The following is a 12,850-nucleotide window of genomic DNA, read 5'->3' on the forward strand; positions in this document are numbered from 1 at the left end:
CGGCATGGACATGGGCATCGTCAACGCCGGCGACCTGCCGGTCTACGACGACATCCCCGACGAGCTGCGCGAGGCGGTCGAGGACGTGATCCTCAACCGGCCGCAGCGGACCAACATCTCCAACACCGAGCGGCTGGTGGAGCTCGCGCCCAAGTACAAGGGCGGCAAGAGCGAGGCCAAGGGGCCAGACCTCACCTGGCGCGAGGCGCCGGTGGCCAAGCGGCTCGCGCACGCCCTCGTCCACGGGATCACCGACTTCATCGAGGCCGACACCGAGGCTGCGCGGCTGGAGGTGGCGCGCCCGCTGCACGTCATCGAAGGCCCGCTGATGGACGGGATGAACGTGGTTGGCGACCTGTTCGGTTCGGGCAAGATGTTCCTGCCGCAGGTGGTGAAGTCGGCGCGGGTGATGAAGCAGGCCGTGGCCTACCTGCAGCCGTTCATGGAGGCCGAGAAGGAAGGCCAGCCGCGGCAGAGCGCCGGCAAGATCCTGATGGCCACTGTGAAGGGCGACGTCCACGACATCGGCAAGAACATCGTCGGTGTGGTGCTACAGTGTAACAACTACGAGGTCGTCGACCTGGGCGTGATGGTCGCCGCCGACCGCATCCTCGACGAGGCGCAGGCCCAGGGCGTCGACATGATCGGCCTGTCCGGCCTGATCACCCCGTCGCTGGATGAGATGGCCTTCGTCGCCGGCGAGATGGAACGCCGGGGCTTCACCGTGCCGCTGTTGATCGGCGGGGCCACCACCTCAAAGACCCATACCGCGGTGAAGATCGCGCCCAACTACAGTGGCTCCACCACCTATGTGCTGGACGCCAGCCGCGCGGTCGGCGTGGTCTCCGGCCTGCTGTCGTCGCAGGAGCGCGAGCGCCACATGGCTGAGACGCGCGAGGAATATGTCCGCGTGCGCGAGCAATTCGCCCGCGGCCAGAACCAGCGCGCCCGGGCGCCCCTGGCCGACGCCCGCGCCAACGCTTTCGACATCGACTGGGCGGGTTACGAGCCGCCGGCGCCCTCATTCACCGGCACGCGCACCTTCCACGCCTACGATCTCGCCGAGCTGGCGCGCCATATCGACTGGTCGCCGTTCTTCGCGAGCTGGGAGCTGGTCGGCCGCTTCCCGATGATCCTCGAGGACGAGGTGGTCGGCGAGGCGGCGAGCGACCTCTATCGCGACGCCCAGGCGATGCTCGAGAAGATCATCGCCGAGAAGTGGTTCGAGGCCCGCGCCGTAGTCGGTTTCTGGCCGGCCAACGCCGATGGCGACGACGTGGTGGTCTACGCCGACGCCAGCCGCACCGCCGAACTCGGCCGGCTGCACACGCTTCGCCAGCAGATGGTCAAGGACCGCGCCCAGGACGCTGGTGGTCGCGCCAACGCGGCGCTCGCCGACTTCATCGCCCCTGTGGGGACGCGGCCCGACTGGATCGGCGGCTTCGCGGTCACCGCCGGCCATGGAGAGCTGGAGGTCGCGGCGAAGTTCAAGGCCGCCGGCGACGACTATTCGGCGATCCTGGCGACCTCGCTGGCCGACCGGCTGGCGGAGGCCTTCGCCGAAGCCATGCATCGCAAGGTGCGCACCGAGCTCTGGGGCTACGCCGCCGACGAGCCCTTCGACATCGACATGCTGATCGAGGAGAAGTACCGCGGCATTCGTCCGGCCGCAGGCTACCCCGCCCAACCCGACCATACCGAGAAGGCGACGCTGTTCCGGCTTCTGGACGCCGAGGCCCAGGCTGGCATCGAGCTCACCGAGAGCTTCGCCATGAACCCGCCGGCCAGCGTCTCGGGCCTCTACTTCGCCCATCCGCAGGCGCACTACTTCGGCGTCGGGCGCATCGATCGCGACCAGGTCGCGGACTACGCGCGGCGCAAGGGCTGGGACCTCAAGACCGCCGAACGCTGGCTGGCCCCGATCCTCAGCTACGCGACGTGAAGCCGGTGGGCATGCCGTCGATGCTGACCATGTTCTTCTGCGCCCAGTAGGTTTCCAAGCCGTCGGGGCCCATGGCGATCGCCCAGTTGTCCAGCGCCGGACGTTCGCCGACGAACTCCAGGTGGGGGACGGCGTAGCCGCACGAGGTCTGCACCATCTCGATGTCGAGGGCGACCATCTGGCGCGAGCCCAGCGGTTCCTCGCCGCCGAACTGTTCGGCCAGGAGGCTTTCGTAATCGACGCCGCCGCGCGGCAGGATCCGCCCGCGTCCATACAGCCGCAGGATCAGCGGCGGGCCTTCGAAGGCGCAGAACATGATGCTCAGTCGCCCGTCGGCCAGCAGGTGCGCGGCGGTCTCGTTGCCGCTGCCGGTGCGGTCCAGATAGACCACTACGCCGTCGTCCAGGATCCGCAGGGAGTCGAGGCCCTTTGGCGACAGGTTGACCCGCCCGTGCGGCGCGGCCGAGGCGGTGAAGAACATGTGCTGACGGGCGATGAAGCGGCGATGCGCCTCGGTCAGCGCGGGAAACTGCTCGGCCATGGCGGACCTTTATTGCCGGGGAGGGCGGTGGGCGTGCGAACCTGCCACAAGCTCCGCTATCGGGCCAGCCGCGCGCGCCTGACGCGCGAGGTCGTTTGACGGACCGCTGCTCAAGCGGGATGCTGTGGCGGGACGCGAATTTCGGGACTGCGACTATGAAGCTGATGATCATCGCCCTGGCGATCGCCGCCGGATCGGCGGGCGCGGCCTGCGCCGCCGAGCGCCACGCTCCCATGCAACTCGCGCAACTGATGAACACGCCGGCCGGTTGCCAGTGGTTCGACACCGGCCAGCGAACCCAGCAGCTCTGGTGCCGCGACGCCGACGGCCGGGCGCGGCCCACCGCCACGACGCGCCGCGACGACCGCGACCCCGCAGACACCGGCTGCCCGCGGGGGCAGCTGGACGATGGCCTCGGCTGCGTCAGCGAAGCCCGCGCCGTCGCAGCGCGGGGGCCGAGCTGGCCGCCGCTGGCCGAGAGCCCGGCCGCCTATCCCGGCCGTCGCGATGGGCCTGAGCTGATCATCATGCAGCCGGCCTACGGCCGCTCCGACGTGTGGGTCGTGCGCCGGCCGCGCACGCGCTGATCACGGAGACGACATTACGACGTTCTTCCAACGGTGTTATGGTGACGGTCGGTGAGTAGCTCTGAACCGGAGACACCTCATGCCGAACTCCCACAAGTTGTTGTTGCTGTGCGCGGTGACCGCGGCTGCCTGCTCGGTCGCGGATCTGGCCTGGGCGCAGAAGAAATCCACGCCCGGCCACATGGACATGAAGGCCGCGGCGCCCGCTGCGGGCGATGCTTCGATGATCGCCTCGGCGATGTCCGCCGCCCCGCGGGCCGTCGGCGACAAGGCCGCGATCGTCGCCATGGACGCCACCGGGGCCATGCGCGAGCTGCGCAAGGGCTCCAACGGCTTCACCTGCATGCCCGACAATCCGGCGACGCCTGGCCCTGACCCGATGTGCGGCGACGCCAACGCCATGCAGTGGGCGGCCGCCTGGGTGGGCAAGAAGACCCCGCCCGCTGGCAAGGTCGGCTTCATGTACATGCTGGAAGGCGGAACCGACGCCAGCAACACCGACCCCCATGCCCAGGCCCCCAGCGCGACCAACAACTGGATCAAGACGGGTCCCCACGTGATGGTGGTCGGCGCCGACGGGATGATGGAGGGCTATCCGACCAGCGCCACGCCCGACACCTCCGCCCCCTACGTCATGTGGGCCGGCACGCCCTACGCCCACCTCATGCTGCCGGTGAAGTAGCGGGCCTCCCATCGCACCTGCGATCCCGCGCAGCGAGAACCCTGTTGCGCCGCGAAGCCAAGGCGACGCTTCATAGCGCGAGCATACGACGGGGATCGTGCGGGGCTGGGATGAGCGAGGCTGAGCGGAACGGGTTTCCGCAGACCATGGGCGGCCTGACCAGCCTGCGGTTCTGGCTGTCGCTGGGCGTGGTGATCTTTCACTACACCCTGCTGCAACCGTGGCGCGACGATGCGGCGAGTGGCCTGATCGAGCGCGCGCGCCTGGGTGTCGACGTGTTCTTCATCCTGTCCGGCTTCGTGCTGTTCCACGTCTACGGCGAAGCGGCGATGGCTGGGCGGCTCGACTATCGGCGCTTTCTCGTGGCCCGCATCGCGCGGATCTACCCCGCCCACCTGTTGATCCTGGCCGGCATGGCGGCGATGGCCGGCGCTGCGGTGGCCGTGGGCGCAGGGTTCGACCACGAGCTCTATGACGTCTGGGGGTTCCTGCGCACCCTGCTGCTGATCCACGCCTGGTTCCCTGCCGACAAGCCGGTGGAGTGGAACGGCCCGTCGTGGTCGCTGTCGGCGGAGTGGGCGGCCTATCTGGCGTTCCCGTTGTTCGCGGCCCTGGCCGGCGCGCTGAGGCGTAGGCCCTGGATGTTGCTCGGCGTAGCGGTCGCAGGCTTCCTGGTGATCGACCAGGCCTATCGCGCCTGGTCGGGCGAAGCGCTCACCCATGCGGAGTTCAACGTCGGCGTCGCGCGCATTGCGCCGGAATTCCTCTACGGGATCGCCCTTTATCAGCTCGGCCGGCGCTGGGCGCCGACGGGCACGCAGGCTGGCGCGGCCGCGCTCGCCTCGGGCGGCGGGCTGCTGCTGCTGATGCACCTGCATGCCGACGAGCGCGTGTTGATCGGCGTCGCGGGGCTGCTGGTGCTGTCGCTGGCGCTGTGCGCCAAGGCCGGCGTCGAGGCGCCCGGTTGGCTGGCGCGCCCTTTGCGCGAAGGGGGCGAGGCGTCCTACGCCCTCTACCTGCTGCACATCCCGCTGCTGGTCGCCTGGAAGAACGGAATGTCGGTCCTGCACGGAATCGACAGCCACTACCTGCTGGCGCCGTGGGAGCTGGCGGTGCTGATCCCCACCGCGGTGGCCGGGGCGCTGGCGATCCATTTTCTCATCGAACGCCCGGCGCGTTTGTGGATCCGCGAGCGGATCGGCGAGCCCGCGCCGCTGGTCGCTTAGCGCTCAGGCCTTCAGCCGGTAGCCGGTCTTGAAGATCCACCAGATGGTCGCCAGACACAGGGCCATGAAGCCCAAGGTCATGCCCAGGCTGAGGCCCACCGCCACGTCCGAGACGCCGTAGAAGCTCCAGCGAAAGCCGCTGACCAGATAGACCACCGGGTTGAACAGGGTGATCTTCTGCCAAAGCGGCGGCAGCATGCTGATCGAGTAGAAACTGCCGCCCAGGAACGCCAGCGGCGTGACGATCATCGAGGGCACGATCTGCAGCTTCTCGAAGCCGTCGGCCCATACCCCGATGATGAAGCCGAACAGGCTGAAGGTCACCGAGGTCAGCACCAGGAACGCCAGCATCACGAACGGGTGGGCGATCTCGAACGCCACGAACAACCGGGCCGTGGCCATCATCACCAGACCCAGGATCACCGACTTGGTCGCCGCCGCGCCCACATAGCCGATGACGATCTCCACATAGGATATCGGCGCAGACAGCACCTCGTAGATCGTCCCTGAGAACCTCGGCATGTAGATGCCGAACGAGGCGTTGGAGATGCTCTCGGTGAGCAGGGCCAGCATGATCAGGCCAGGGACGATGAACGCCCCGTAGCTGACCCCGTCGACGGCGGTCATCCGCGAGCCGATCGCCGAGCCGAACACCACGAAGTACAGCGACGTGGAGATCACCGGCGAGGCGATGCTCTGCAGCAGGGTGCGCCAGGTGCGCGCCAACTCGAAGATGTAGATGGCGCGGATCGCGTGCAGGTTCATGGCCGGTCGCTCACCAGGCTGACGAAGATTTCCTCCAGCGAGCTCTGGCTGGTCTGCAGATCCTTGAAATCGATGCCGTGCTCGGCCAGCCGGCGCAGCAACCCGGCGATGCCGGTGTGCTCGTGCTGGGCGTCGAAAGTGTAGACGAGCTGCGTTCCGTCCTCAGACAGCGCCAGGGGCTCGCCCGCCATGCCGGGTGGAATCGCCGCCAGCGGCTCCTGGAGCTGGAGGGTGAGCTGCTTGCGCCCCAGCTTCTCCATCAGCGCCGCCTTGTCCTCGACCAGGATGATCTGGCCCTTGCTGATCACCCCGATGCGGTCGGCCATCTCCTCGGCCTCCTCGATGTAGTGGGTGGTCAGGATGACGGTGACGCCGCCTTCGCGCAGCGCGCGGACCATCTCCCACATGTCGCGGCGAAGTTCGACGTCGACGCCGGCGGTGGGCTCGTCGAGGAACAGGATGCGTGGTTCGTGGGCCAGGGCCTTGGCGATCAGCACCCGGCGCTTCATGCCGCCTGACAGCGCCATGATCTTCGAGGACCGCTTGTCCCACAGCGACAGGTCGCGCAGCACCTTTTCCAGATGGACCGGATTGGCGGGCTTGCCGAACAGGCCGCGGCTGAACTTCACCGTGTCCCACACGGTCTCGAAGGCGTCGGTGGTCAGCTCCTGGGGCACCAGTCCGATTTTCTCGCGCGCGGCGCGGTAGTCGCGGACGATGTCGAACCCGTCGGCCAGCACCGTGCCCGAGGTCGGATTGACGATGCCGCAGATGATGTTGATCAGCGTCGTCTTGCCGGCGCCGTTGGGACCCAGCAGGGCGAAGATCTCGCCCGCCCGGATATCCAGGTCGACGTCGCGGAGCGCGGTGAAGCCTGAGGCGTAGGCCTTGTTCAGGCCCTTGACGGATATGATCGGCTGCACGGACGCCCCGGACGCGAAAGAATATGGATTATTCGGCGGCGACGAAGCCGGCGAACGCGCCCTTCATATAGGTGACGAATGGGTCGCTGAGGCCCTGGGCGCTCAGATAATCCGCACTCACCGGCAGCTGCGCCTGTTCGAACCGCGCGTTGGCGCGCGCCTGTTCGGGGAAATCGGCATGCAGGATCGCCCCCTTGCCGAGCAGCACGAAGTCGACGCCCGCGTCCAGGCAGTACTGGGCCTCGGCGGCGGTGGAGACCTTGCCGGCGACGCCCAGGCGCACGGCGCCACGTTCCAGGTCGGTGAAATACGACATCAGCGACCGGCCCTTGAACGCCTCGTCGGTCGGCTCCTTGCGGACGTCCCACAGCGACATGTCGAGGTAGTCGATGGCCTCCTCGCGCATCAGGGTCTGAGCCACTTCACGCACTTCATCCAGCTTCATGCCGAAGCGCTCCGGCGACAGCCGCAGGCCCAGCAGCATGTCCGGCCCGCAGCGTTCGCGGATGCCGCGGACGATCGAGAACACCACGCGCGCGCGGTTCTCCAACGAGCCGCCTAAGCGGTCGGTGCGCTTGTTGATCTCGCTGCTGAGGAACTGGCAGACGATGTAGCCGTGTGCGCCGTGCACCTCGACGCTCTGGAAGCCGGCCTTCTGGGCGCGCTGCGCGGCGGCGATGAAGTCCTCGATCAGTTGCTCGACCTCAGCCTCGGTCATCGCGCGAGCGCCGGTCTTCTCGTCGTCCGAAGGGCACAGCGGCGCCTCGCCGATCAGCGCCTGCGGCGAGCGCATGCCGGCGTGGTGCAGTTGCAGAGCGGCGACGCTGCCCTCCGCCCGGATCGCCGCAGCCAGTCGCGTCAGTCCCGGCAGATGAGCGTCGGAAAAAACGCCGAGCTGGCCAGGGAAGCCCTGGCCGACCCGCTGGACATGAGCCGCACAGGTCATGGTCAGGCCGAACCCGCCCTGCGCACGCCGGGTGAGCCAGATGAACTCCTCCTCCGAAAGCGTCCCGTCCGGGTGGCTCTGCTGGTTGGTCAGGGGCGCCAGCACAAAGCGGTTGGCTAGGGTCGGGCCATGCAGAAAGGCGAGCGGTTCGAAGAGAGAAGTCATCGGCGTCCGGAAGCGTTGGAGGGGTCAGGTGAGGCGGCTCTTGTAGAGCTTGGTCATCTCGCTCCACGCCCGCTCGGCTTGCGGTTCATTGTAGACCGCCGAGCCCTTGACGCACCAGCCGTGCATCGCCCCTTCGTACACCTCGATCTTGGTGGGCAGCTTGGCGGCGTCCAAGGCGGCTTTCAGCGTCACCTTGGTCTCAGGCTCCTTCTCGTCGTCGTTGGCGGCGACGCCGAAATAGCTGGCGGCCTTGATCTTTGTCGCCAGCAGATGGGGACTGTCGGGCGCGTCCGTGACCAGGGCGCCGCCATGGAACGAGCAGATCGCGCCCACCCGGTCGGGCGCCGCTGCAGCGGCGCGCATGGTCATCGCCCCACCCATGCAGTAGCCGACAGCGCCGGCCTTGGCCTTGGCGTTCACCTGGGGCAGCGCGTCGAGGAACTTCAGGTAGGCCAGTGAATCCCGACTGACCGCCTCCGCGGTCATCGGCGCGCGCAGGGCGGCGAGCTCGGCGCGATCCTCAGGCTTGCCGAAGTCGAACGGCGTGGCGCGCACCGGCGCCTTGCGGCTGCGGTAGTAGGGGTTGGGGACGATCACCACGTAGCCGTCAGCGGCCAGCCGACGACCCATGTCGCGTTTCACCGGTCGCAAGCCGCCGGCGTCGGCGAACAGGATGACCGCCGGCCACGATCCCTTGCCCGCCGGGTGGAACAGCGCTGCATCGCATTGGCCGTCCGGCGTGGTCACCATGACGTCGCTTTCGACAACATCGGCGGCCAGGGCCGAACCTGCGGCGCTGGCCATGCTGGCCGCCGACAGGGCGGCGAACCCGCGCCGTGAAAGGGTGAAGTCGGCGCTCGAAGCTTCGGGGGTCGAACCCGGGGTGGGGGTGGTTTCGTCTCGCATGTCGCGCTCCCTGGAGGCGTGCTTCATCCGCCTCTGGGCGGGCGGCGGCGCACTATCCTCGATCCGGCGACGCGCGTCACCTTACGTCAGGCTGTTATTGCAGCACGTCGCGCAGGCCGCGCTGGGCGCGGCGGCTCAACAGCTCGGCCAGATCGCAGGCCGCTTCGAGGGACAGGCCCGTTTGCGGCGCCCCGACCACAACGGTTTCTCCGGTCCAGATATCGAAAACGGTCCACCCATCGGCGTCGCGGCGGATGTCGTAACGGGCGAGCACAGCGCGCTCCTTCTTCACCAGGCGGCCGCCAGAATATCGCCGGCGAGGCGACATCTGAACAGGACTCGCCGAACGCGGGAACTCGCCATGGCCGCTTGCCTTCGCCGCCCTCAGACCGATTCATCTTCCTGCAGATAAATTTCGAACCATTTCCTAGGCGCAACAGTTAATGCGCCACCGGCCCCAAAGGCCAAGCTCGGAGTTGGAATGCGTCGCCTGAGTTCTGACCCCGAGCAACTTGAAGCTCTGGATCAAGCGCTGCGCGCAATGATCCGTTCATGCCCGGTTTCCGAGAGGATATACTGGATCATGGACCATCTCGACGACCAGGGTATGGTCCTTCGAGACGACGAAACGCCCTGCATCTCCCACTAGATTCGCCGCTGTGATCGCCGGCTTCTTCCCTTGTAACGGGAGAAGTTGACGAGCGACGCCCGGGTTCAGAGCGCCGGCTGCTCGGCGTCGGAGAGCGGCTGGGTTTCCGGCGCCCCGAGCTCCGTGTTCGCGGGCGCAGGCGTCTCCGCGACGGCTTCGGTGGCGGGTTCCTGCGTCGGCTCGGCGTTCACCTGGAAGGCTGGCCCCATCAGCCGGGCGCGCTGTTCGAGCGTCTCGGCGGTGGAGACGCAAACCGCCGGCAGCGCCCAGCTCATCCATTCCTGCGCCACGCGGGCCTTGGGCATCTCCGGGGCGGCGGCCCAGGTCGAGCGGCCGCGCGCTACGGCTTCTGCGCCGATGGCGGCGATCGGGCGCACGCTGGCCTTTTCGGCCGCCTCAATGGCGCGTTCGAACTGCTCCAGCGACTTGCGGCCATCGCGCTGCATGTCGGCGTAGACCTCGAGATCCTCGGCGAGGTTCGAGCCAGGCCTTCGAAACGTGGTCTCGATGCGGGTCACCTCGGGCATCACCTCGTCGTGCAGATCGAGGTAGCCGCGCAGCGACCCGTAGCACCAGGACACCAGGCCGTAGTCGTCGTGCGGCGCCCCGACCGGGAACGCCGGCCCCTCGGTTCCCTCGGCCACGGCGGGCGCGGTCTGGGTCGGCGCATCGGCCGCGGCGGCCGGGTCGTCGGCGGTGAACAGGGCGAGGATGACGAACAGCAGGGCGGACATTCTGGGAGCTCTCGCGAAACGACGGTGGCCAGGGTTCAGGGTTCGCCAGGGCGACCGAAGCCGCCCCCGCCAGGCGTCTCGATCTCGATGGCGTCTCCGGCGGCCACGTCGATAGAGAAGCAGCCGCCAAGCTCCTTAGCCGTCCCGTCGGCGGCGATCAAACGCTGTCGCCCGGCCAGGGCCGGCCCACCGCCGCGGATTCCCTGCGGCGCGTGCTCTCGGCGGGTCGACAGCAGGGCGGCCTGCATCGGCGCCAGGAAGGCGATCCGCCGCACCGCGCCGTCTCCGCCGCGCCTTGCGCCAATGCCGCCAGAGCCTCGCCGCACGCCGAACCGCTCGACCCGCACGGGGAAGCGCCGCTCCAGAATCTCGGGATCGGTGAGTCGGGAGTTGGTCATGTGGGTGTGGACTGCGCTCGCCCCGTCGGCGTCGGCCGTCGCGCCCGCGCCGCCGCACAGGGTCTCATAGTATTGCCGGTCGGCGTCGCCGAACGTGAAGTTGTTCATCGATCCCTGGCTGTTCGCGGCGACGCCCAGCGCCGCGTAGAGGGCGTCGACCACGTGCTGGCTGGTCTCGACGTTGCCGGCGACCACCGCGGCGGGCGGGGCCGGCTGCAGCATCGACCCTGGGCGCGTCACCACGCCCAGCGGCTGCAGGCAACCAGCGTTGAGCGGTATATCGTCGTCCACCAGGGTGCGGAACACATAGAGCGCCGCCGCGTCGACGATTGAAGCCGGCGCGTTGAAGTTCGAGCCTAGCTGGTCGGCCGATCCGGTGAAGTCCAGCACCGCGGTGCGCGCCTCCCGGTCGACGCAGACCCGCACCACGATCTCGCCGCCGCCGTCCATCGGCGTCCTGGCCTCGCCATTGCTGAGCCGGCCCAGCGCCCGGCGCACCGCCTGGGCGGCGTTCTCCTGGACGAAGCCCATGTAGCAGGCGACCACCTCGGCGCCGTGCGCGTCGATCATCTGCGCCACCGCGTCGGCGCCCGCCCGGCAGGCGGCGATCTGGGCCTTCAGGTCAGCGATGTTGCGCTCCGGCGCGCGCGCGGGCCATCGGCCGGCGGAAAGCGCGGCGCGCGTCTCGACCTCAAGGAATTCGCCGCCGCGCATGATCGGCGCCGCGTCCAACATCACGCCCTCCTCGTCGATCGAGGTGGAGAACGGCGGCATGGATCCCGGCTGCACGCCGCCCACGTCGGCGTGGTGGCCGCGCGCGGCGACATAGAAGGCGGGAGTTCGCGCCGCGTCCATGAACACCGGCATGACCACGGTGATGTCGGGCAGGTGCGTCCCCCCGGCGTAGGGGTTGTTCAGCGCATAGGCATCGCCGGGTGACAGGCAGGGATGGCGGTCGCAGACAGCGCGCACGCTGGCCCCCATGGATCCCAGGTGAACCGGCATGTGCGGCGCGTTGGCCACCAGCCCGCCGTCGGCGTCGAACAGCGCGCAGGAGAAGTCGAGCCGCTCCTTGATGTTCACCGAGTGCGCCGTGCGCTCCAGCGCTGCGCCCATCGCCTCGGCGACGCCCATGAAGCGGCGGTTGAACAGCTCCAGCGTCACCGGATCGGGCGTATCGAGCGACACCTGTGGGACCGACCGCGCGCTGAGCCGCGTCAGCCGGATCATGCTGTCGGCCTCGCGGAGCGCGCGCCAGCCGGGGGACAGCGCGATCTGGGTGTCGTCGCGCACGATCAGCGCTGGGCCCTCGATGGTGGTCAGAGCGTCGGCGTCGATCACCGGCGTCGTGCGCAGCGCCCCGCCGAACCACGTCTGCGTCGTCCGAGCCGGCGGGGGCGGGCGCAGCTCGCCGGAGGTCGCCGCGGCGAGCGCAGGTCCCGCCGACGTCGCCTCGGCCTCCACCGCGGCGATGATCACCGCGCGGTCCGGCTCGACGAAGCCGAACAGCCGCCGGTGCGCCGTGTCGAAATCCGCCTGGACCCGCGCCAAGCCCCCTTCCGCGATCGGCAGTTCCGCGTCTGCGCCGTCGTAGCGCAGCGACAGGGTTCGCCGTGTTTCGCTGGCCGATGCGCCCTGGCTTGCGAGATCGGCGCACGCCTGCGCCTGGACCGCGTCCAGCGCAGCACCCGCGCGGCTCAGGCCGTCGGCGTCCAGTCGAGCTTCCAGCCCAGCCAGCCGCAGGGCGCTGACCTGAGCCTGGCCGACCCCCCAGGCCGACAGCACGCTGCCATAGCGCGGGCAGATCACCGTCTCGACGCCCAGCGCCTCGGCGGTTTCGCAGGCGACCTGGCCGGCAGCGCCGCCGAACGCCACCAGGGCGTGGTTGCGCGGATCGAAGCCGCGCTCGGTGGAGATGCGTCGCACCGCTTGAGCCATCTGTTCCACGGCGACGGCGACGAAACCTTCCGCAGCGGCCTCGGGAGAGGGCGCGCCCATCACCCGAGCCAGTTCAGCCAGTTTGGAGCGGGACGCTTCCACGTCGAGCGGCCGGTCGCCGGCGGGACCGAACACCGCCGGGAAGCCTGCTGGGTCCAGCCGGCCCAGCACAAGGTTCGCGTCGGTGACCGTGGCCGGCCCGCCGCGTCCGTACGCCGCCGGCCCCGGATCGGCCCCGGCGCTGGCCGGCCCGGCGCGCGCTCGAAAGCCGTCGAACGTCAGGATCGAGCCGCCGCCGGCCGCCACCGTCTCGATGTCGAGCATCGGGCTGCGCAGCCGCACGCCGGCCACGCGGGCGAGGTCGCGCCGCTCCAGCCGACCGGCGAAACGGCAAACGTCGGTGGAGGTGCCGCCCATGTCGAAGCCCAGCACGGCGTCCGCGCCGGCT

The 12,850-nt window shown here is 69.1% G+C and carries 12 protein-coding genes; 4 read left to right on the forward strand and 8 right to left on the reverse strand.

The features are described 5' to 3' along the window. Positions 1-1,942 (forward strand): vitamin B12 dependent-methionine synthase activation domain-containing protein (locus tag Q8M88_RS09035; RefSeq protein WP_305596553.1); only part of this gene is annotated, 1,942 nt, incomplete at its 5' end. Here the strand turns inward: Q8M88_RS09035 and Q8M88_RS09040 are convergent. Then, a complete protein-coding gene (locus Q8M88_RS09040) occupies positions 1,926-2,483 on the reverse strand; it encodes a pyridoxamine 5'-phosphate oxidase family protein (RefSeq protein WP_305596555.1) in 558 nt (185 codons plus the stop codon). The two genes, Q8M88_RS09035 and Q8M88_RS09040, sit on opposite strands and share 17 nt — an antisense overlap. Positions 2,484-2,638: 155 nt before the next feature. On the opposite strand from Q8M88_RS09040, the gene Q8M88_RS09045 reads away from it, so the two are divergent. From Q8M88_RS09045 to Q8M88_RS09055, 3 genes are all read left to right on the forward strand, one after another. Continuing rightward, positions 2,639-3,070, forward strand: coding sequence for a hypothetical protein (locus Q8M88_RS09045; protein ID WP_305596557.1), 432 nt, complete (start codon positions 2,639-2,641; stop codon positions 3,068-3,070). Between the two features lie 79 nt (positions 3,071-3,149). After that, positions 3,150-3,752: a hypothetical protein gene (locus tag Q8M88_RS09050; RefSeq protein WP_305596559.1), complete on the forward strand. Its 603-nt coding sequence runs from the start codon at positions 3,150-3,152 to the stop codon at positions 3,750-3,752. A 110-nt stretch (positions 3,753-3,862) separates the two neighbouring features. Beyond that, positions 3,863-4,978, forward strand: coding sequence for an acyltransferase (locus Q8M88_RS09055; protein ID WP_305596561.1), 1,116 nt, complete (start codon positions 3,863-3,865; stop codon positions 4,976-4,978). A gap of 3 nt (positions 4,979-4,981) precedes the next feature. Here Q8M88_RS09055 and Q8M88_RS09060 read toward each other — a convergent pair whose 3' ends face one another. From Q8M88_RS09060 to Q8M88_RS09090, 7 genes are all read right to left on the reverse strand, one after another. Continuing rightward, positions 4,982-5,743: an ABC transporter permease gene (locus Q8M88_RS09060; RefSeq protein ID WP_305596563.1), complete on the reverse strand. Its 762-nt coding sequence runs from the start codon at positions 5,741-5,743 to the stop codon at positions 4,982-4,984. After that, positions 5,740-6,666 carry an ABC transporter ATP-binding protein gene (locus Q8M88_RS09065; RefSeq protein WP_305596565.1) on the reverse strand — a complete coding sequence of 309 codons (927 nt, stop codon included), beginning with the start codon at positions 6,664-6,666 and terminating at the stop codon, positions 5,740-5,742. Before Q8M88_RS09065 ends, Q8M88_RS09060 begins: the two co-directional genes overlap by 4 nt. A gap of 28 nt (positions 6,667-6,694) precedes the next feature. Continuing rightward, complete coding sequence (locus tag Q8M88_RS09070) at positions 6,695-7,777, reverse strand: NADH:flavin oxidoreductase (protein ID WP_305596567.1); 1,083 nt, start codon at positions 7,775-7,777, stop codon at positions 6,695-6,697. A 24-nt stretch (positions 7,778-7,801) separates the two neighbouring features. Next, a complete protein-coding gene (locus tag Q8M88_RS09075; RefSeq protein ID WP_305596569.1) occupies positions 7,802-8,683 on the reverse strand; it encodes a dienelactone hydrolase family protein in 882 nt (293 codons plus the stop codon). Positions 8,684-8,777: 94 nt separating this feature from the next. After that, positions 8,778-8,975, reverse strand: coding sequence for a hypothetical protein (locus tag Q8M88_RS09080; RefSeq protein WP_305596571.1), 198 nt, complete (start codon positions 8,973-8,975; stop codon positions 8,778-8,780). A 422-nt stretch (positions 8,976-9,397) separates the two neighbouring features. After that, on the reverse strand, positions 9,398-10,066 hold the full coding sequence (locus Q8M88_RS09085; protein ID WP_305596573.1) for a hypothetical protein: 669 nt from the start codon (positions 10,064-10,066) through the stop codon (positions 9,398-9,400). 35 nt (positions 10,067-10,101) lie between these two features. Continuing rightward, positions 10,102-12,850 (reverse strand): hydantoinase B/oxoprolinase family protein (locus tag Q8M88_RS09090; protein WP_305596575.1); only part of this gene is annotated, 2,749 nt, incomplete at its 5' end.

Origin of the sequence: Phenylobacterium sp., assembly GCF_030693805.1 — a bacterium.
In the GTDB taxonomy this organism is placed as follows: domain Bacteria; phylum Pseudomonadota; class Alphaproteobacteria; order Caulobacterales; family Caulobacteraceae; genus Phenylobacterium.